Annotated in this window: 1 protein-coding gene; it reads right to left on the bottom strand. The window is 37.2% G+C overall.

Annotated elements, in window-relative coordinates:
- Positions 1 to 51 precede the first annotated feature (51 nt).
- Positions 52 to 321, bottom strand: coding sequence for a 30S ribosomal protein S15 (gene rpsO, locus HMPREF2813_RS08265; RefSeq protein ID WP_005652821.1), 270 nt, complete (start codon positions 319 to 321; stop codon positions 52 to 54).
- Positions 322 to 325: the final 4 nt, after the last annotated feature.

Genomic DNA, 325 nt, shown 5'->3' on the forward strand with positions numbered 1-325 from the left:
AAAAAAGCCCTCGATATTCGAGGGCTTGATTTTTTACTATCGTAATAAAAATTAGCGACGTAAACCTAAACGAGCGATAGTGCTTTGGTATAAAGCAAGATCAGTACGTTTTAAGTAGTCTAAAAGTTTACGACGACGAGAAACCATACGTAATAAACCACGACGACCATGGTGGTCTTTTTTGTGCTCTGCAAAGTGAGTTTGTAAGTGGTTGATTTGTGCAGTTAATAATGCGATTTGAACTTCAGAAGAACCAGTATCTTTCGCATCACGACCAAATTCAGCAACGATTGCTGCTTTTTTTTCAGTACTTAGAGACATTTTT

The sequence above is a fragment of the Haemophilus sp. HMSC066A11 genome (genome assembly GCF_001811665.1).
Taxonomy (GTDB): Bacteria; Pseudomonadota; Gammaproteobacteria; order Enterobacterales; family Pasteurellaceae; genus Haemophilus; species Haemophilus influenzae.